This window comes from Streptomyces altiplanensis, from assembly GCF_053591575.1.
The window spans coordinates 102,905-122,019 of the sequence record NZ_JBSFUB010000012.1; the positions used below are offsets into that span (position 1 = coordinate 102,905).

A 19,115-nucleotide genomic window follows, 5' to 3' on the forward strand; every position below is an offset into this window, starting at 1 on the left:
AGGCCGGGCCTGACCCGTTCTCCGGCCCGCTCGGTGCCGTCGCGTGCGGCCGGCCGCTCACTGGTCCCCGGACCGCGAAGGGGCATGCGGCCGGGAAACGCGAAGGGCCCGGAAAGCGTGTCCGGGCCCTCTTTCGTCGCAGGTCAGGTGCCTTGCCGCCGCAGCAGGGAGTCAATGAGTTGGCGGCGGCGGGAACGGCGTACCAGGGCGGTCCGGATCCGGCGGCAGGTCATCCTCGCGCAGGGGCTGCGAAATAGCTGGGCGCGTTGTAACCCGAGTGGGGGTAGGAGGCGGCCCAGCTCACGGCCTCGGGCTGGGTGCGGGGGAAGTCCGCGGCCACCAGCGTCGCCAGGTCGAAGTACGCCTCGCGGGTCCGCGGCTTCATCTGCTCCAGGTCGACCTCCGAGCCCGTGGCGAGGTGCTCGTCGAACGGGATCACCACCACGCCCCGGCAGCGGGCACGGAAGTGGTCCACGACGTTGTTCACCTTCACCGTCTTGCTCTTCACGCGCGCCTCGGACACCACGGTGATACTCCGGTTGACGAGGTCCTCGTAGTGGTGCGCGTTGAGCCAGTCCAGGGTGGTGCTGGCGCTGGTCGCGCCGTCCACGCTGGGCGTGGCGACCACGATCAGCTGATCGGCGAAATCCAGGATGCCCCGCATCGCGCTGTGCAGCAGGCCGGTGCCGGAGTCGGTGAGGATGATCGGGTAGTGCTGTCCGAGGCAGTTGATGACCTGTCGGTAGTCCTCGTCGTTGAACGCCGTCGAGAGAGCGGGGTCCACCTCGTTGGCGAGGATCTCGAGGCCGCTCGGGCACTGGGAGGTGAAGCGCCGTACGGCCATGTAGTTGGTGAGGTTCGGGATCTCGACCACCAGGTCGCGGATGGTCGCGCCGGTTTCGCGGCGCACGCGGCGGCTGAGGGTGCCCGCGTCCGGATTGGCGTCGATCGCGACGACCCGGTCCTGGCGCTCGGCGGCGAGCGTCGCGCCCAGGGCAGTCGTGGTGGTCGTCTTGCCGACTCCGCCCTTGAGGCTGATGACGGCGATCTTGTGGCACTGCATCACCGGGGTGCGGAGGATGGCCAGCTTCTGCAGGCGTTCCTGTTCGGCGTTCCTGCCGCCGATGCGGAACCGGCTGAGGCCGCGGCGGCCGTTGGACCGGCTGCGCAGCAGGCGGTCGGAGGAGAGCTCGACAGCCGCGCTGTGCCCCAGGCCCCCGCTACGGCCGTTCCAGTCCGGCCCCGGCCATTGCGCCGGGCCGTGGTGCGCCGGGCCGTGGTGCACCGGCGGGCGAGGGGGCACCGGTGTTCCACCGGCGGCCCGCGCCTGCTGCGCTCCCCTGTCGTAGGGAGCCGCGAGGGGCTCCGCGCCGAGGCCGTTGCGCACGGGCAGTGGGGCGTGGTCCTCCGCCGGTCCCCCCTGCGACACCGCCTGACCGGCCGGCCGCGTGGCGGTCGAAGGCTCCGTCGGCGCGGCGGCCTGGGGCCCGCCGGCGACGTACCGGTCCGGCGGCGCGAAGCCGAGCCCGTCGGAGTACTCCCTGCCCCTGTCGGGTGCGGAGCCGTCAACGCGGATGTCGCGATCGTTCGTCACGTTTTGTCCTTTCGATGAGAGAGAGGGCCCGTCGGGCACAGCGTCGGTGGTGTGATGACGGCAATGCTTTCCGGCCAGCACTTGCTTTCCGGACCAATGACTTGGGGCTTCGGCACGGCCGGAGTCGCCGACCGGATCGAGGGCGGCCGACGGCTGGCCTGTGGGCAGGCTCCTGATCTGCGGCTCGGGCGGGCGGACGATGTGCTGGTGCCCGGTCCCGCGGTCCGGGCGATGCGCGGGGTCTCCTGCGGGGCCACGTGCCGGACGCCCGCCGGATCCGACGGGGAGGGCACGTACCGCGTGACCGGACTGGGGCAGGACGGCGACGCCCGGGCGGTTCGCCGCGGCCTCGACGAGGCGGAGCGGCCCCGGCGGCGCGGCGAGAGGGCTCGGGGGGACGGCGCGGATCAGGCTGCCGTCCTCGCTGATCGAAAGGCCCATCGATATGAACTGGTCCGGTGTCAGGACCCGCTTGTCACCGCGCTGGACATGCTGCGGCGGTTGCCAGGCCCGGGCCCCTTCAGCGCGGAGCCCGGCTTCCGTCGCGTACGTGACGCGGTGGCCCCGGCCGGCTTCCAGGGCGAGCTGGACCTGGGGCGGGACCTCGAGCCGGCTGCGCACGCGGTACTGCCCGGCCTTCAGGTTCTCCGCCCGCTGCAACTGGACCTTCAGCGGGCCGACGAACGAGTAGCACTGCTCCTCGGCGTGCGCGCGTACCGTCTCGACCAGCTCCTCGCCGAGCATGAGCAGGCAGGCGTTGTACAACTCGTGGTCGCCCGGGCTGAGTTCGACGATGAAAACATTAGGTGTGATGGTGCAGTCCCGGGTCCAGATCCTGGCGTTGATGTCGCACTCGCGCCGCAGCGCGCCGGCGAACTCCAAGGGCTGCACGGCGGATCTGAAGACCTTGGCGAAGGTGTCGTTGACCAGAGCCTCGAAGCGCTGCTCGAGCTTGTTCAGCGTTCCCACTACAGCCTCCGGGTGCCGATCTGCCGCAATACAGGCAGATGAGGCGAATATTACCGATAGTCCTTATATAGACAGATACGGTCATTTACTGCGGTGTGTCGACGCAATTCACTGAATCGGTCCTAAGCCCTCACCCCCGGAGCGCCGCGCCGGGGCCTGCGGCCCGCCCTCCCTGGCCGTGGGCGTGCCGCGTCGGCGCGCGGCCGACAGGGGCCACGGCAGCTGATGGCCTGTCAGGCATTGCGCGGGGCGGGGGCAGGGGTGTCCGCCCGGCGAGCTTCCGGTGTCCCGTTTCCTCTGCCGGCCCATGCCGATTCGCCCCTTCGGGCCCGGCGGCTTCTCATGGAACGGTGGGCGGGCGCCGCTCGCTGTGAGTACGGAAGGGCACACGGATGTACGAGATGCACGCGGAGCCGGTGACCGGTCGGAGCGAGCTGGTCTGGCATGTGACCAGCGAGGAGGCGGCCGTCGGCGCTCTGTGCGGATACCCGCTGCCCTCACGTCCCCCGAGCGCGCCCCTGCCCGGGGCTGACGCGCCGGCGGACCGTTACTGCTCCTCCTGCATGACCGCTGTCGGCTCTGCCGTCGGACGACGCCCGCGCTGAGCACCTGGCCCCCTCGTGTCCTCGGGCATACCGACAGGACAGGAGAGGCCTGTCGGTGGAGCGGCGCAGAATGGGGGGATGACTGAGAACAGCGGGTCCTCGCAGGCCATGTCCATGCCCGACTGGGAGAAGCGCTTCAGGGCGCCGCGCGTCTCGCTGCCCGACTGGGCCGAGGACGCGCCGGACCGCGCGTTGTTCGTGTCCAACGCGACGGGGACGTACGAGCTGTACGCCTGGGACCGGGCGACCGGAGCGCAGCGGCAGGCCACCGACCGGCCGAACGGGACCACCGACGGGGTGCTGACACCCGACGGCGAGTGGATCTGGTGGTTCAGCGACACGGACGGGGACGAGTTCGGCGTCTGGATGCGGCAGCCGTTCGCGGGCGGTGCGGACGAGCCGGCGGCGCCGGGGCTGGAGCCGTCGTACCCCGGCGGGCTGGCGCTCGGGCGGGACGGGACGGCGGTCGTGGGGCGCTCGACCGACGAGGACGGGTCCACGGTGCATGTCGTACGGCCGGGCGCCGAGCCCGTCGAGATCTACCGGCACCGGGAGTCGGCCGGCGTCGGAGACATGTCGCACGACGGGACGCTGATCGCGATCGAGCACACCGAGCACGGCGACGCGATGCACTCCGCGCTGCGGGTGATGCGGCTGGACGGCAGTGGCGTGGCCGAGCTGGACGACACCCGCGGCGGGGAGGCCGAGCTGGGGCTCGACGTGCTCGGCTTCGCTCCGGTCGACGGGGACACCCGGCTGCTGGTCGGGCACCAGCGGCGCGGGCGCTGGGAGCCGATGGTGTGGGACGTGGCGTCGGGCGAGGAGACCGAGCTGGGGATCGAGCTGCCGGGCGACGTGTCGGCCGAGTGGTATCCGGACGGGGCCGCGCTGCTCGTCGTGCACAGCTTCGAGGCGCGCAGTGAGCTGTGGCGGTACGACTTCGCCACGCGGCAGCTGGTGGAGGTCGAGACGCCGGCCGGCACGGTGTCGGGCGCCACGGCCCGGCCGGACGGGTCGGTGGAGTTCCTGTGGTCCTCGGCGGCCCGGCCGCCGGTGGTGCGGTCGACGTCGGGGCGCGTGGTGCTCGACCCGCCGGGGACGAAGGCGCCGGCGTCGGTGCCGGTGGAGGACGCGTGGGTGGAGGGGCCCGGCGGGCGGATCCACGCGCTCGTGCAGAAGCCGGCCACCGGACAGGGGCCGTTCCCGACGGTCTTCGAGATCCACGGCGGGCCCGCCTGGCACGACAGCGACGCGTTCGCGGCCGGGCCGGCGGCGTGGGTGGACCACGGCTACGCGGTCGTGCGGGTCAACTACCGCGGTTCCACCGGGTACGGGCGCGCGTGGACGGACGCGCTCAAGCACCGGGTCGGGCTGATCGAGCTGGAGGACATCGCGGCGGTCCGGGAGTGGGCGGTCTCGTCCGGCCTCGCGGACCCGGCGAAGCTGGTGCTGGCGGGCGGTTCGTGGGGCGGGTACCTGACGCTGCTCGGCCTCGGTACGCAGCCGGAGGCGTGGGCGGTGGGGCTGGCGGCGGTACCGGTCGCCGACTACGTGACGGCGTACCACGACGAGATGGAGGCGCTGAAGGCACTGGACCGCACACTGCTGGGCGGCGCGCCGGAGGAGGTCCCGGAGCGCTTCGAGGCGTCCTCGCCGCTGACGTACGTCGACGCGGTGCGGGCCCCGGTCTACATCTCCGCGGGCGTCAACGACCCCCGCTGTCCGATCCGCCAGGTCGAGAACTACGTGGACCGGCTGGCGGCGCGGGGAGCGGTGTACGAGGTGTACCGGTACGACGCGGGGCACGGGTCGCTGGTGGTGGAGGAGCGGATCAAGCAGGTCCGGCTGGAGCTGGAGTTCGCCGCCCGGCATCTGGGTTAGCGGGAACGGGGCCCGGGGCCGGGCCGGAGCCGGGCCCCGGACGGGCCGGAATGTCCGCGTCCGGCGACCCCGGGCTGTGTGCGGGGCGGGGCGGGCCCGTACCTTGGTGGGGTGTACCGGTTCCTGCTGACGCCCCGCTGGTGGGGGATCCACCTCTTCGTCGTGCTGGCCATTCCCTTCTGTGTCTTCATGGGGTCCTGGCAGCTCGGGCGGTTCGAAGACCGCGTCGAGACCCACCAGGCCGCCGAGGAGAAGCCCGATCCGGGCACGCAGGCCGCCGTACCCCTCGAAGAGCTGCTCCCCGTCGACAAAGAGACCTCCGGGCGGCCCGCCACCGCGACCGGGCGCTACGCCGAGCAGTTCGTCGTGCCCGGACGGGAGCTCGACGGCAAGCGCGGCTCCTACGTGCTGACCCTGCTGCGCACGGACGACGGCAAGGCCCTGCCCGTCGTGCGCGGATGGCTGCCCGCCGGGGAGAGGGCCGCGGCCGCGCCCCCGGGCGAGGTCACCGTGACCGGCGCGCTCCAGGCGTCCGAGAACTCGGGCACCGACGGCGTGCACACCGGCGGCGGACTGCCGGAGGGGCAGTTGGGGATGATCAGCGCCGCGTCGCTCGTCAACCTCGTTCCGTACGACGTGTACGACGCCTGGATCACCCTCACCGAGGGCGATCCCGGCCTGCTGCCCGTCCCCGCGGTCGCCCCGCAGGGCAGCGGCCTCGATCTCAAGGCGTTCCAGAACCTCGGCTACACCGGCGAATGGTTCGTCTTCGCGGGCTTCGTGCTCTTCATGTGGTTCCGGCTCATGCGCCGTGAGGCGGAGGCCGCCCGGGACCTCGCCCTCGGAATCCTGCCGGAGGGCCCGGCGGTGCCGGAGACCCCGGAGAGCGGGGACGGGCAGGCCGACGGGGTGGCGGTCGGCGCGGGCGCCGGCGACACCGCCGGTTCCGGCGGCAGGCGCGACTGAGAGGTACGGCGACGGGGCGGGCGCGGCCGGCGACGGCGCGCCCGCCCCGTCGCCGTACCCTTCCGCTCCGTTACTGCGCCGCCAGCACGCCCGTGCGGTAGATCGTCCCCGCGCACGCGTTGGGAACCGTCGCCGCCGCGCTCGACGCGCCCGCCTCCGGTGTGTGGCTCACCGAGACGCTGCCGTCCGCCGTGCCGCCGTCCTCGGTGCCGAGCTGCGGCTCCATGCCGGCCTGCTCAGCCTCGCTTCCCTCGCCCGTACCGCCGATGCCGCCCGTGCTGCTGTCTTCCGTGCCGCCCGTCGGACCCGGGTCCGGGCCCGGATCGGTGGGCACGGGATCGGGCGAGGGGTTGGTCGTCGGGCAGCTGTCCGTCGGCACCCAGGCGAACTTCACCTCGTACGCCATGTCCGGCTCCAGCAGCAGGCCGGTCGTCTCCAGGGACGGGTCCGGCAGACCGGCCGCCGCGTCGCCCGAGGTGTGGTCGACGACGTTGATACGGCTGGGGTCGGCCGCGCCCATCGGCTGCGCGTACACCGAGCCCCGGCCGGCGACTGTGCACCGCATCTCGGAGATGTTGACGACCCGGAACGTGCCGTACACCTTGCCCTCGGCGTCGGGCGTGCCGGTACCCGCCGAGACGACCGAGAGCTGGCTCGCGCCGCAGGTCGGCGTCGACGCGGGCACGCTGCCCGGAGCCTCGGCGCCACCGCCGCCGCCACCGCCGCCGCCACTGCCGGTGCGGCGGCTCTCACCGGTGTCCGAAGAACCCTTCCCGGCGTCCTTCTCCTTCTTTTTCCGCTTCTTCTTCTCTTCCCGGGAGAGCTCCTTCTCGGAAGGCTTCTCCTCCACCCTTTTGCCCTTGCCGCCGTCGACGCCCTTCTCCCAGCCGGTGCCGCCGTGCGTGTCCCGTCCGTGGCCCGCTATCGACGGGCGGCCGTCGGCCGCGCTGTCGGAGTTCGCCACGTGGACGAAGGCGGGGACCGCCGTGCCGACGAAGAGGGCGGCGGCCGCCATGCCGACGACGGCCTGGCGCCGCCTGGCGCGCCGGGCGGGGACCGCCTTGCGCAGGTGTTCCAGGGCGTCTCGCGAGGGCTCCAGTTCTTCCACGGCGCCGCGCAGCATCCGGCGCAGGGCGAGCTCGTCGCCCATGCCGAGGCCGTCGGCCGTGCCCGGGCCGTCGCTCGTGCCGGGACCGTCGTCCGTGCCGGGACCGTCGGTCGTGCCGGGACCGTCGGTCGTGCCGAGGACCTCGTCCGTATCGGGCTCGTCGCGCTCGTTCGGACTGTCGTTCACAATCGCTTTTCCAGTCAGGTCGTTCAACGGCCCGTCCGGCCCGTGCCGCTCTTGCTTGTCACTCATGCCGAGGCCTCCATGGCGACGCGGAGCGCCGCGATGCCGCGTGAACCGTACGCCTTCACCGAACCCAGGGATATCCCCAGCGTCTCGGCGCACTGAGCCTCCGTCATGTCCGCGAAGTACCGCAGGACCAGCACTTCGCGCTGGCGTCGCTGGAGCCCGCGCATCGCCTTGATCAGCGCGTCACGCTCCAGCTGGTCGTACGCCCCCTCCTCCGCGCTCGCCATGTCCGGCATCGGCTTCGACAGCAGCTTCAGGCCGAGGATGCGGCGGCGCAGCGTGGAGCGGGAGAGGTTGACGACGGTCTGGCGCAGGTAGGCCAGGGTCTTCTGCGGGTCGCGGACCCGGTTGCGCGCGGAGTGCACACGGATGAAAGCTTCCTGCACGACGTCCTCACACGAGGCCGTGTCGTCGAGCAGCAGGGCCGCGAGGCCGAGCAGGGAGCGGTAGTGAGCCCGGTAGGTCTCGGTCAGGTGATCGACTGTGGTGCCCGCGGTCATGACGTCTTCAGCGCCCTCACGCGCGGACGGTATACGGGCGGGACGTGCGGTCGGCATGGGGGCGATCACCGGCATGCCGCCGGGCGGGCGGGGCCGCCGGAGCGGGCGCACTGCTGCGCCTCGAGCCGTGCCCACTGTGATGTCGAGTACCTCTGCCACGCCTGTTGGACACGCTTCCCCCCGACAGGGTTGTACGCACGAGGCACCGCTTTTGACGGTGTTACAAACGCCCGCATGCGCACCCGCCCTCCTGAATGCCCCAATTGTCGTGGCGTTTTGCCGGGGCAACCGCAAAGACGCTCCCCTCCCAACTGCCGGTTGCAGTAAGGCGGGGAGCGAATGATCGAACAGAATCACGCTCCGGTTCAAGTAATGCGGTCTTCGACTTGATCACAGAGTGTTCACAGATCCTACAAAGGATTCCGCTTGTCACCGCCCCGATTCCACCGCCGGGTTACGCCGCTCCCAGCTCGGCGGCCACCAGCTCGGCGATCTGCGCGGTGTTGAGCGCGGCGCCCTTGCGGAGGTTGTCACCGCACACGAAGAGTTCGAGCGCCGTCGGATCGTCCAGCGACCGGCGTACCCGCCCCACCCACGTCGGGTCGGTCCCCACCACGTCGGCCGGCGTCGGGAACTCCCCCGCGGCCGGGTCGTCGAACAGCACCACGCCCGGCGCGGTCGCCAGGATCTCGTGCGCCCGCTCGACCGAGACCTCGTTCTCGAAGCGTGCGTGCACCACCAGGGAGTGCGTGGTGAGCACCGGCACCCGGACGCACGTGACCGACACCGGCAGACCGGGCCGGTCCAGGATCTTGCGCGACTCGGCGCGGATCTTGAGCTCCTCCGACGACCAGCCGTCGTCCGCGAGCGAGCCGGCCCACGGCACCACGTTCAGCGCGATCGGGGCGGCGAAGGGCCCGGTGTCGTCGCCCACCGCGCGTCGTACGTCACCGGGGTGCGTCCCCAGCTCCGTGCCCGCGACGAGCGAGAGCTGGGTGCGCAGCGCCTCGACGCCGGCCCGGCCCGCGCCGCTCACGGCCTGGTACGAGGAGACGACGAGGCCGGCGAGACCGAACTCGGCGTGCAGCGCGCCGATCGCCACGATCATCGACAGCGTCGTGCAGTTCGGGCTCGCCACGATGGACCGCGGGCGGGTCCGTACGGCATGCGGATTGACCTCGGGGACGACCAGCGGGACGTCCGGGTCCATCCGGAAGGCCGCGGAATTGTCCACCACCACCGCGCCCTGGGCGGCGGCGACGGGCGCCCACCGCGCGGCCACGTCGTCGGGCACGTCGAACATCGCGACGTCGACGCCCCTCAGGGCCTCTTCCGACAACGCCAGGACCTCGGTCGCCTCCCCGCGCACGACCAGCTTGCGGCCGGCCGAGCGCGGGGAGGCGAGGAGTCGGATCTCGCCCCAGACGTCGGCGTGCTGCGACAGGATCTGGAGCATGACGGCGCCGACGGCTCCGGTCGCTCCGACGACCGCGAGCGTCGGCTTGCCGGTCACCGCCCGGTGCCTCCGTAGACGACCGCCTCGTCGGAGTCGCTGTCCAGGCCGAAGGCCGAGTGCACGGCGCGCACGGCCTCGTTGACGTCGTCGGCGCGGGTGACGACCGAGATGCGGATCTCGGACGTCGAGATCAGCTCGATGTTCACACCCGCGTCGGACAGCGCCTCGAAGAAGCCCGCCGTCACGCCCGGGTTGGTCTTCATACCGGCGCCGACCAGGGAGATCTTGCCGATCTGGTCGTCGTAACGCAGCGAATCGAAACCGATCGTGGCCTTCGACTTCTCCAGGGCGTCGATGGCCTTGCGGCCCTCGGTCTTGGGGAGGGTGAAGGAGATGTCGGTCAGTCCGGTCGACGCGGCCGAGACGTTCTGCACGACCATGTCGATGTTGATCTCGGCGTCCGCGATGGACCGGAAGATCGCCGCGGCCTCGCCCGGCTTGTCCGGCACACCGACGACCGTGACCTTGGCTTCGGAGACGTCGTGGGCGACTCCGGAGATGATGGCGTGCTCCACCTGCTGGTCCCCTTGCGGCTCGTTGCTGACCCAGGTGCCGCGCAGTCCCGAGAAGGACGAGCGGACGTGGATCGGGATGTTGTAACGGCGTGCGTACTCCACGCACCGGTGCAGCAGCACCTTGGAGCCGGAGGCGGCGAGCTCCAGCATGTCCTCGAAGGAGATCCAGTCGATCTTCCGGGCCTTCTTCACGACCCGGGGGTCGGCGGTGAAGACACCGTCCACATCGGTGTAGATCTCACAGACCTCGGCGTCCAGCGCTGCCGCGAGGGCGACCGCGGTCGTGTCCGACCCGCCCCGGCCGAGGGTGGTGATGTCCTTCTTGTCCTGGGACACACCCTGGAACCCGGCGACGATGGCGATGTTGCCCTCGTCGAGAGCGGTGCGGATCCGGCCCGGCGTGACATCGATGATGCGCGCTTTGTTGTGGACCGAGTCGGTGATGACACCCGCCTGGCTGCCCGTGAACGACTGGGCCTCGTGGCCCAGGTTCTTGATCGCCATGGCCAGCAGGGCCATGGAGATCCGCTCACCCGCGGTCAGCAGCATGTCGAATTCACGTCCGGCAGGAATCGGGGATACCTGCTCGGCGAGGTCGATCAACTCGTCCGTCGTGTCGCCCATCGCCGAAACCACGACAACGACCTGGTGGCCGTTCTTCTTGGCATCGACGATTCGCTTGGCGACCCGCTTGATGCCTTCGGCATCGGCTACGGAGGAGCCTCCGTACTTCTGCACGACAAGGCCCACGTGCGCTCCTCGTTAGTCATTACTGCGGTCGGCTCAGTTTACCGAGCGGACGGGGCCTGCCCACGTGATACCGCATCGTGAGATGTCCCGCTCATGATCCGGGCACGTCGGCAGGTCCTGCCCGCTCGACGGGGACCCCTGCCCGGCGACGGGCAGGGTACGCGAAAGGTGTCCCGGCTCACACGGCCGCGCCCGCGGGCGCCGCCCCCCTGGCTGCGGGCCCGCGACGGCCGTACGTACGCCGTCCGCGCCCGGCCGCCCGTACGCTGCACCCGTGCTGTCATACGAGGAACTGACCCCGCCCGAGCGCCGGTTGTGGGACGCCTTTACCACCGGGCGCGAGGTCGACCTGCGGGGCGACGAGGAGCGCACGGTCAGGGCGGCCGTCGTCGTGGCGCTGCTGCTCGGCCAGAACGCCGAGCCGTCCGGAGCCGTGCCCGCCCTGCGGCTCACCGGCGCGCGGATCACCGGCCGGATCGTGCTCGACGGGGCGGAGATCCGGCACATGCTCCGGCTGCGGGAGTGCGTGCTGGAGGAGGACGTCAGCCTCGAAGCGGCCTCCACCCTGGCCGTGGGCATCGTGGACAGCCGGCTGCCCGGCTTCCGGGCGCCCAGCGCCCGCATCGGAGGCCGGCTGACGCTGCGCGGCTCCGTCGTGGAGGGGAGCGCCGACCGGTTCCCCGTCCAGCTCATCCACGCGCACGTGAGCGGTGAGCTGATGCTGACCGGGGCGAGGCTGTCGGCGCCCGGCGGCGTCGCGCTGTCCGGCGACGGCATGGTGCTGGACGGGGCGCTGTACGGCGAGGACGGGTTCCACGCCGAGGGGACGGTCCAGTTGCCGGGGGCGCAGCTGAACGGCGGCCTGTTCCTGCGGGGCGCGCGGCTGGAGGCGCCGGGCGGCGTGGCGCTGAACGGGGACAACATGGCGGTCAGCACCGTGCGGCTCTCGCGCGGGTTCACCACCGACGGCAAGGTGCGGCTGCGCGGCGCCCAGGTCGCGGACCTGCTGTCGTTCGAGGGGGCGGACCTGTCGGGGACGGGCACGTCGCTGGTCTGCATCGGCATGCGCACGGCCGACCTCGACCTGCGGTTCGCCGCCCCGCCGGGCGGCCGGGTGGACCTGCGGAACGCCCACGCCTCGGGCGTGGTCGACGACCGGCGCACCTGGCCGCCGGTCCTGCGGCTCGACGGCTTCGTGTACGACTCCATACGGTTCGACGACGAGGACGCCATGCCGGGCGGCGTCGCGCCGGCGCAGCGCCTGCTCTGGTTCCTGCGGGACCGCGACTACGCGCCCCAGCCGTACGAGCAGCTGGCGTCGTACTACCGGCGCATCGGCCACGACGACCACGCCCGCCGCGTGCTCCTGCACAAGCAGCGCCGCCGGCGCCGGACGGCGACGAGCGCCGTGGGGCGCCTGTGGGGCGCCCTGCTGGACGTCACCGTGGGCTACGGCTACCGCCCGTGGCTGGCCGGGGTGTGGCTCGCCGCCCTGACCACCGTGGGCACGGTGGTGTTCGGCCGGCTGACGCCGACGCCCGTGAAGCCCGGCGAGGGGCCGCCGTTCGACGCCTTCGTGTACTCGCTCGACCTGCTGATCCCCGTCGGCGGCCTGGGGCAGCGCGGCGCCTGGCACTGGGCGGGCGGGGACGCCCAGTGGCTGGCGTACGCCTTCGTCGCGATCGGCTGGGTGCTGACCACCGCCGTGCTGGCCGGGGTCACGCGGGCCCTGTCGAAGAACTAGACGGTTTTCAGGCCCAGCGGCCCGGCGATCTCCTGCGCCATGACCCGGCCGGCCTCCGCCTCCAGGTCCTCCTCGCCCGGGTCCTCGTCCGTGTCCAGGCCGTCCAGCTCCTGGAGCGGCTGGTCCAGGCGGACGTGCGCCACCAGGGACTGGAGGGCGCGCAGGCAGGCGGAGGCGGTGGCGCCCCAGTTCGAGAAGTACGAGAACTGCCACCACCACAGCGCTTCGGTGGTCCGCCCCGCCCGGTAGTGGGCCAGACCGTGGCGCAGGTCGGTGATGACGTCGGCCAGGTCGTCGGAGATGCGGCAGGCGACGGGAGCCTTGCGCGGTTCGTACGGGTCGAAGACCTCGGAGTACACGTCGATCGGGTCGAGCATGACGGCGAAACGCTGGCGCAGGTCGTCCGGGTCCGGCTCGGGGCCGGTGTCCGGCTCGTAGCGGTCGTCGGGAACGATGTCCTCGTGCGCGCCCAGTCTGCCGCCGGCCAGGAGCAGCTGGGACACCTCCAGCAACAGGAACGGGACCGCGCTGTCGGGCTCGTCGCCCTTCGCCACTTCCGTGACGGCGACGATGAAGCTCTCGATCTGGTCGGCGATCTGGACCGCGAAATCGTCCGGGTTCTGCACCACCGCGTGCAGCAGCTTGGCGTCAGACATCGAGCAATCGTCTCCCCTCGAAGGCACGGCCCAGCGTGACCTCGTCGGCGTACTCAAGATCTCCCCCGACGGGGAGTCCACTGGCCAGGCGCGTCACCCGCAGACCCATCGGCTTGACCATCCGGGCCAGGTACGTGGCGGTCGCCTCGCCCTCCAGGTTCGGATCGGTGGCCAGGATCAGCTCGGTGACGGTGCCGTCCGCGAGGCGCGCCAGCAGCTCGCGGATCCGCAGGTCGTCGGGGCCCACGCCCTCGATGGGGCTGATGGCCCCGCCGAGCACGTGGTAGCGGCCGCGGAACTCGCGCGTCCGCTCGACCGCGACGACATCCTTCGGCTCTTCGACGACACAGATGACCGCCGGGTCGCGGCGCGGATCACGGCAGATCCCGCACCGCTCCTCCTGCGCGACGTTGCCGCACACCACGCAGAAACGGACCTTGTCCTTGACCTCCATGAGGGCATGGGCGAGGCGGCGCACATCGGTCGGCTCGGCCTGGAGGATGTGGAAGGCGATCCGCTGCGCGCTCTTGGGACCGACGCCGGGCAGCCTGCCCAACTCGTCGATGAGGTCCTGGACCACGCCTTCGTACAACGGATTGCCTTCCTTGCCCTGCCGGTGTTGCGGTCTTGCCTGGTACGTACGGTAGTTCCTGCGGGGCCGCCTTAGAAGGGCAGACCCGGCATCCCGCCCAGTCCCTGGGCCAGCGGGCCGAGCTTCTCCTGCTGGAGCTGCTGCGCGTTCTCGTTCGCGGCCTGGACCGCGGCGACGATCAGGTCCGCGAGGGTCTCGGTGTCCTCCGGGTCGACCGCCTTGGGGTCGATCACCAGGGCGCGGAGCTCTCCGGAGCCGTTGACGGTCGCCTTGACCAGGCCACCGCCGGCCTGACCGTCGACATCGGTCCGCGCGAGCTCCTCCTGCGCCTTGGCGAGGTCCTGCTGCATCTTCTGGGCCTGCTGGAGCAGCTGCTGCATGTTGGGCTGGCCACCACCGGGAATCACGGTCACTCCTGGCACTTCGACGACGATTGTTTCGGTAAGGCGAGCCTACGTGTTCGACGGGCAGTGCGCGCCATGCCCTGCGAAGCGACTCTTTCGAGTGAGGTCCCCGGCCCCCTACGGCTGACCACGACCTGGTTCCGGCCGGAAAAACTGGTATATCGGCCCCACAGCCCACCATTCGGCGGTAGGAAGAGCACGCCACACCACTTCACGCAATGTCACGGATCACGCATACAGCGCAAGCGCAGAGGAGTGCCCGGTGAGCCAGCCGGAGATGCAGCCCGAGGGGTCGCCGGTCCGGAGGGAGGGCGGGGGCGCCCCCGGGCGGTCGCACGACGAGGACGACCTGACCGGGAGGCCCTTCCCCCTCGGCGACTGGGGCGAGCCGGCGGAGCGCCTCGACGAGCTCTACCGGTGGGTGGAGGCGAACGCGCTGCGCACGGCCGGCTGGTACCTCGCCGACCGGACCTGGAAGCGGCGCGGGGCCCGTGCGCTGCGGACGGGTGCGGCCGCCGGCGTGATCACCGGGGCCGCGCTGCCGCTCGTCGACCTGGCGGGGGCGGTGGACGGCACCGCGGGGTGGGGCTACCTGTCGCTGCTGCTGGGAGCCGCGTGCGTGGCCTGCGACCGGTACTTCGGGCTCACGTCGGGGTGGATCAGGGACGTGGCCACGGCGCAGGCGGTGCAGCGGCGCCTGCAGGCGCTGCAGTTCGACTGGGCGTCGGAGAGCGTACGGGAGGTCCTCGGCCCGGCGGAGGGGACGGCCGGTGAGGCGGCCGAGCGGTGTCTCACCGTGCTGCGGCGGTTCTCGGAGGACGTGGCGGAGCTGGTGCGGTCGGAGACCGCGGACTGGATGGCGGAGTTCCGGGCGGGGGCCGCGCCCTTGGGGACGCGGTCGGCGGAGGGGGCGGGCACGGCCCGGCCGGACGGCGGGGCGCCGGCCGGGCGGTACACGCTGCCTCCGGGGGCGCGGCCGAACATGCCGCGGCAGCGGCCCCCGGAGCCGCCCCGCTGAGGCGGGCGCGGCGGTCCGTACGGCTAGCTGAAGATGATCATGGAGCCTTGGCCGAGGCTCCGGGTCGCCGCCGCGTGCAGGCCCAGCCAGACGTGGCGTTCGCGGGCGAAGGGACTGTCGTCGTACGGAAGAGCGTCCGCCGGCTCTTCCAGGGTGGTGGGCCGGGCGGGCGGACGCGGCGGCGACGGCGGGTTCATCGGGTCGATGCCTATCGCGGGGGCGATGAATTCCAGCTCGCGCAGCAGGCCCTGGGTGGAGCCCAGGGGGCCGCCGCCCGCCAGGAGCTCCTCGTTGGACAGGGGCGCCGCGTAGTCCACCGGGACGTACGCGCCGGCGTGGTCGTAGTGCCAGACCAGGTGCGACTGCTGGGCCGTCGGCTCGAACATCTCCAGGAGCTGCTCGTAGTCGCCGCCCAGGGCGTCCACCGGCGTCACCTCCAGGCCGCAGATCCGGAGCAGGTACGCGCGGCGCAGGAAGTGCAGGGCGTCGTAGTCGAAGCCCGCCACCGGGGCGACGTCACCCGAGAGGCCCGGCATGTAGGCGAACACGGGAACGGTCGGCAGGCCCGCTTCGGTGAGGGCCTTGTCGTACGACGCGATCTCTTCGGCGAAGGGGTTGTCGGGGCTGTGGCACAGCACATCGACGAGGGGGACCAGCCACAGGTCACAGGCCACGTACGGCTCGCTCTCCACTGGGTTCGTGCGACAGTCCAGGCAGCGTAGTGCTACCGGGTCGCCGCGCACAGTTGGCGGGTCGCCCCAGTCTGTTCACTCCCGGCCGCCCACGTCCCAGATCCAGGCCCCTCCCACGTACCGGCTCTCCTTGCCGAGCAGCCGCGACACCGCGTCGCGCAGCGCCGGAGCGTTGTCCTGCGGTGCGAGTACGACCACTCCCGCCCGCCAGAACTCCAGGTCCGCGCGTGCCTGGTCCCGCCATTCGGGGCCGATGCCGGGGACCGCGCCGCCGTAGCGGATGTCGCGCAGGAGGTTGGAGGTGTGGCGCGGGGGCGCGCCGTAGATGCCGATGCGCTCCGGGCCCCACGGGCCGTTGAAGTAGCCGCCGGCGACCGCGAAGCGGGGTGCGGTGGCGGACTGCCAGTGCAGTGCCTCCGCGTTGCCGGGGTCCGGGAGCGGCACGGGGACCACCGATTCGCCCTCGGCGACGTACGGCTTCCACAGGCCGTCCGCGAGGAACGCCGGCACCTCGGGGCGGTCTCGCACCGGCATCGGCGTCGGGACGATCGGCACGAGCGCGAGGGCGAGGGCCGTCAGGCCGAGGGTGCGGGGCGGGCCGGCGGGGAAGGCGCGGACGCGGTCCGCCGCCAGTGCCACCAGGATGCCCAGCACCGGGGCGCAGATCATCGCCACCCGCGACTCGATGACCGACTCGAAGAGCGGCTGGTGGGCGAGCGCCCGCCACGGTCCCGGCAGGATCACCTCGGTGTGCGGGACGCGGAACCTGGGGCCGAGGGAGAGCAGCGCCGCGGCGAGGCCGGTGAAGGTGAGCGCCTTGACCAGCGGGAGCCGCCACAGACTCAGCGCGACGGCGGAGGCGAGACCGGCCAGCGGCCAGCCGTAGAAGGCGTTCTGCTCGGTGCGGTTCATGGCGAGCGGATCGGCCCGCGCCTCGTCGCCCAGCAGCGCGCGGCCGGAGAACTCCAGGAAGGCGAGCGGGCTGTTGCCGGCGTTGTCGCCGTGCAGCACGCTGTGGTAGCTCTGCGGCCCGAAGAACTGCCAGTACAGCGGGAAGGCGACCAGCGGCAGGCAGACCGCGAGCGCCACCCCGGTCCCCCGGAGCAGCGGGCGCCACGCCGCACGCGCCGCGTCGCGGTGCGCGAGGGCGTACGAGAGCGCGAAGAGCAGCATGCCCATGGCGGCGAGGAGGAGCGGCTCCTCGCCGAGGAAGATCTGGTACGTCGCGAACAGCCCCAGCAGCGCCCCGTCGCGCACGACCCTCGCCGGCCTGTCCGGGTCGCACAGGCGCAGGGCCCGGTCGATGATCACCGGGATCATGAAGAGCACCGCGAAGTTGGGGTGGGCGTTGGCGTGCGAGATCATCGGCGGCGCGAAGGCGCACAGCGCGGCGCCGGTGGCGGCCGCCCAGCGGCTGCGCACGAGCCGCTTCGCGATCAGCCAGTACCAGGCGACGGCGGTCGCGGCCAGGCCGGCGGTCAGGACGAGCGCCCAGGTCGCGGTGGGCCCGAAGGCGAGGGTGACGGGGATGAGCGGCACGGACAGGCCCAGCATGACGGTGTTCGCCATGAGGTTCACGCCGTCGGGGTAGTTCTGCGCCGTCGTGAAGAGCGGGTTGCGGAAGTGGGTGACGTTGTCGGCGGTGACGGCGAAGAACCACTCCCACTGGTTCTGGTCCTGCCCGGAGTCGGCGAGGTAGCGGTGGTCCAGGTCCGCCCAGAGGCCCTTGTAGAGCAGCACGGAGGCGAGGAGGAAGAGCGCGGTGACGGTGAGGTCGACGGGCCGTACGCGCCGCGCCTTCAGCCGCACCAGTTCGAGGAGCACCTTGCCGTAGTCGGCGGGCCTGACCTTGGAGCCCTCCTGGTGCGCCCAGCGGACCGGCACCTCGGCGACCCGCCACCCCGCCCGCCGGAAGAACTGCAGGATCTCCACGTCCGTCCCCCATCCGTCGAGGCGGGCGTCGGCGAAGGCGGTGCGCGCCTTGTCGCCGTCGAAGAGCTTGAAGCCGCACTGGGTGTCCCGTATGCCGGGCACGGCGACGGCCCGTATGAGCCGGTTGCCCATCCTGCCGAGCCACTCGCGGAGGCGCCGCTGGTGTATGTCGATGGTGGAGTCGGGGTGCGCGCGCGAGCCGATGGCGGCGGCGAGCCCGCCGTCGTACTCGGACATCCGCTTGTCGAGGCGGTCGAGTTCCTCAATCGGGGTGGCCAGGTCGGCGTCCGTCACGAGCACCCTGGCTCCGCGCGAGGCGAGGACGCCGCGCCGCAGGGCGTGCCCCTTGCCCCGGTTGCCGGCCTCGTCGGCCTCGACCAGCAGGATGCGCGGCTCCCGGGCGGCGGCGGCCCGTACCGCGTCGGCCGTGCCGTCCGTGGAGCCGTCGTCGACGACGATCAGCTCCCAGCCGCCCCAGCGGCCCGGGTCCGCGCGCAGGTGGGCACAGATCGCGTCCAGGGTGGGGCCCAGGCGCCGTTCCTCGTTGTACGCGGGGACGACGACCGTCAGGTCGGCTCTCACTGTCGCGGACGCTCCAGCCGCTCGCCGTTCTGGCCGTGTTCGCCACTGCTTCCACTGCTGTCGCTGCTGTCACTGCCGCAGCGCTCGCCGTCCTCAAGGTCTTCGGCCCACGCCAGCAGCTTCGCGTGGTACGCCCCGATGACCGCCCGTACCGCCTCGACGTCCCCCCGCGTCACCGCGTCCACGACGTCCGAGTGGCCGTTCCACATCCGGGTCCTGAGGTCCGGGTCGCCCCGCAGGTGCGGGACGGAGAAGACCCAGCAGCGCAGCCGCAGCTGGTGCAGGAACCCCGAGATGTGCGGGTTCTCGACGAGGACGCCGAGCTCGCGCCAGAAGCGCAGGTCGTACCCGATGAATATGTCCAGGTCCCCGGCGCGGGCCGCCCGCGCCGCCTCGTCCGCCCTGCGCCGTATGGCCATGAGCACGCTGACGCCCGTGACGCTCCCGCCGCTTTCGGCGAGCTTGCGGAAGACGCCGTCGGCGATCAGGGAACGCGCTTCGACCATGCCCCGGAAGTCCCCCACCGAGATCTCGCGGACGCGGAAGCCGCGGTGCTGGTCGGAGTCGAGCAGACTCTGCGCCGCCAGGTCGACGAGCGCTTCCCTGACGGGTGTCGCGGAGACCCCGTACTGGTCGGCGATCTGCTTGACGGTGAATTCCTGCCCCGGCCGCAGACGCCCCGCGAGCACCTCGTCACGCAGCGCGTCGGCTATCTGCTGCCGCAGGGTATTGCGGGTGACAGGTCCGCTCGCGGGCATGGCGTCTTTCCCCTTCGTCTGGCTCCGGACACCATAGGCGGTGCCGCCGGGAGCCCGTCGGAGGGCCGTGAGGGGCAGCACGGC

The 19,115-nt window shown here is 72.0% G+C and carries 15 protein-coding genes; 4 read left to right on the forward strand and 11 right to left on the reverse strand.

Going from position 1 to position 19,115, the window contains the following annotated elements; translation table 11 throughout:
* Positions 1-229: 229 nt before the first annotated feature.
* A complete protein-coding gene (locus ACWD0Y_RS08845) occupies positions 230-2,563 on the reverse strand; it encodes an FhaA domain-containing protein (RefSeq protein WP_450259681.1) in 2,334 nt (777 codons plus the stop codon).
* A 683-nt stretch (positions 2,564-3,246) separates the two neighbouring features.
* On the opposite strand from ACWD0Y_RS08845, the gene ACWD0Y_RS08850 reads away from it, so the two are divergent.
* Together ACWD0Y_RS08850 and ACWD0Y_RS08855 are read left to right on the forward strand one after the other, a co-directional pair.
* A complete protein-coding gene (locus ACWD0Y_RS08850) occupies positions 3,247-5,049 on the forward strand; it encodes a S9 family peptidase (protein ID WP_450259682.1) in 1,803 nt (600 codons plus the stop codon).
* 111 nt (positions 5,050-5,160) lie between these two features.
* The gene (locus ACWD0Y_RS08855) at positions 5,161-6,015 is read left to right on the forward strand and encodes an SURF1 family protein (RefSeq protein WP_450259683.1); all 855 of its coding nucleotides are present in this window, start codon (positions 5,161-5,163) and stop codon (positions 6,013-6,015) included.
* 70 nt (positions 6,016-6,085) lie between these two features.
* Here the strand turns inward: ACWD0Y_RS08855 and ACWD0Y_RS08860 are convergent, their stop codons facing one another.
* The 4 genes from ACWD0Y_RS08860 to ACWD0Y_RS08875 all read right to left on the reverse strand — a co-directional run bounded on the left by ACWD0Y_RS08860 (position 6,086) and on the right by ACWD0Y_RS08875 (position 10,653).
* On the reverse strand, positions 6,086-7,375 hold the full coding sequence (locus tag ACWD0Y_RS08860) for a hypothetical protein (protein WP_450259684.1): 1,290 nt from the start codon (positions 7,373-7,375) through the stop codon (positions 6,086-6,088).
* Entirely contained in the window at positions 7,372-8,031 is a 660-nt protein-coding gene (locus tag ACWD0Y_RS08865) for a SigE family RNA polymerase sigma factor (protein WP_450259685.1), read from the reverse strand. The genes ACWD0Y_RS08860 and ACWD0Y_RS08865 overlap by 4 nt, the downstream gene beginning before the upstream one ends.
* Positions 8,032-8,326: 295 nt before the next feature.
* Positions 8,327-9,385 (reverse strand): aspartate-semialdehyde dehydrogenase, encoded by a 1,059-nt coding sequence (locus tag ACWD0Y_RS08870; RefSeq protein WP_450259686.1) that lies wholly within the window; start codon positions 9,383-9,385, stop codon positions 8,327-8,329.
* A complete protein-coding gene (locus tag ACWD0Y_RS08875) occupies positions 9,382-10,653 on the reverse strand; it encodes an aspartate kinase (RefSeq protein WP_450259687.1) in 1,272 nt (423 codons plus the stop codon). The genes ACWD0Y_RS08870 and ACWD0Y_RS08875 overlap by 4 nt, the downstream gene beginning before the upstream one ends.
* Positions 10,654-10,927: 274 nt before the next feature.
* Between ACWD0Y_RS08875 and ACWD0Y_RS08880 the strand changes: the two genes are divergently transcribed.
* The gene (locus ACWD0Y_RS08880; RefSeq protein ID WP_450259688.1) at positions 10,928-12,397 is read left to right on the forward strand and encodes an oxidoreductase; all 1,470 of its coding nucleotides are present in this window, start codon (positions 10,928-10,930) and stop codon (positions 12,395-12,397) included.
* On the opposite strand, the gene ACWD0Y_RS08885 is transcribed toward ACWD0Y_RS08880, so the two are convergent.
* From ACWD0Y_RS08885 to ACWD0Y_RS08895, 3 genes are all read right to left on the reverse strand, one after another.
* Entirely contained in the window at positions 12,394-13,053 is a 660-nt protein-coding gene (locus tag ACWD0Y_RS08885) for a DUF5063 domain-containing protein (RefSeq protein ID WP_450259689.1), read from the reverse strand. The two genes, ACWD0Y_RS08880 and ACWD0Y_RS08885, sit on opposite strands and share 4 nt — an antisense overlap.
* Positions 13,046-13,645, reverse strand: a complete 600-nt coding sequence (recR, locus tag ACWD0Y_RS08890) for a recombination mediator RecR (RefSeq protein WP_093799862.1) — start codon at positions 13,643-13,645, stop codon at positions 13,046-13,048. The genes ACWD0Y_RS08885 and recR overlap by 8 nt, the downstream gene beginning before the upstream one ends.
* Positions 13,646-13,716: 71 nt before the next feature.
* Positions 13,717-14,052 (reverse strand): YbaB/EbfC family nucleoid-associated protein, encoded by a 336-nt coding sequence (locus ACWD0Y_RS08895; protein WP_078606709.1) that lies wholly within the window; start codon positions 14,050-14,052, stop codon positions 13,717-13,719.
* A gap of 259 nt (positions 14,053-14,311) precedes the next feature.
* Between ACWD0Y_RS08895 and ACWD0Y_RS08900 the strand changes: the two genes are divergently transcribed.
* Positions 14,312-15,067, forward strand: a complete 756-nt coding sequence (locus ACWD0Y_RS08900; RefSeq protein ID WP_450259690.1) for an SLATT domain-containing protein — start codon at positions 14,312-14,314, stop codon at positions 15,065-15,067.
* 23 nt (positions 15,068-15,090) lie between these two features.
* Here ACWD0Y_RS08900 and ACWD0Y_RS08905 read toward each other — a convergent pair whose 3' ends face one another.
* The 3 genes from ACWD0Y_RS08905 to ACWD0Y_RS08915 all read right to left on the reverse strand — a co-directional run bounded on the left by ACWD0Y_RS08905 (position 15,091) and on the right by ACWD0Y_RS08915 (position 19,031).
* Positions 15,091-15,741, reverse strand: coding sequence for a hypothetical protein (locus tag ACWD0Y_RS08905; RefSeq protein WP_450259709.1), 651 nt, complete (start codon positions 15,739-15,741; stop codon positions 15,091-15,093).
* Between the two features lie 93 nt (positions 15,742-15,834).
* Positions 15,835-18,273: a glycosyltransferase gene (locus ACWD0Y_RS08910; RefSeq protein WP_450259691.1), complete on the reverse strand. Its 2,439-nt coding sequence runs from the start codon at positions 18,271-18,273 to the stop codon at positions 15,835-15,837.
* Positions 18,270-19,031, reverse strand: coding sequence for a GntR family transcriptional regulator (locus ACWD0Y_RS08915; RefSeq protein WP_450259692.1), 762 nt, complete (start codon positions 19,029-19,031; stop codon positions 18,270-18,272). The genes ACWD0Y_RS08910 and ACWD0Y_RS08915 overlap by 4 nt, the downstream gene beginning before the upstream one ends.
* Positions 19,032-19,115 lie beyond the last annotated feature (84 nt).